The sequence below is a fragment of the Achromobacter sp. GbtcB20 genome (genome assembly GCF_019091095.1).
In the GTDB taxonomy this organism is placed as follows: Bacteria; Pseudomonadota; Gammaproteobacteria; order Burkholderiales; family Burkholderiaceae_B; genus Achromobacter; species Achromobacter mucicolens.
On record NZ_JAGXJZ010000771.1, the window covers coordinates 1 to 246 of the forward strand.

At 66.7% G+C, this 246-nt stretch carries 1 protein-coding gene; it reads left to right on the forward strand.

The genetic code is table 11. From position 1 onward, the window contains the following. Window positions 1-246, forward strand: a 246-nt coding sequence (locus KVT32_RS31060; protein ID WP_217619528.1) for an NAD-binding protein, incomplete at both ends; no start/stop codon positions are given.

The following is a 246-nucleotide window of genomic DNA, read 5'->3' on the forward strand; positions in this document are numbered from 1 at the left end:
CGGCGTCATCGGCCTGGAAATGGGTTCGGTCTGGCGCCGCGTGGGCGCGGACGTCACCGTGCTGGAAGGCCTGCCGACCTTCCTGGGCGCGGTCGACGAGCAGATCGCCAAGGAAGCGCACAAGCTGTTCACCAAGCAGGGCCTGAAGATCAACCTGGGCTGCAAGATCGGCGCGATCACCAAGGGCGAGAACAACGTCACCGTCGCCTACGCCGACAGCACCGGCGCCGAGCAGACCGCGACGTT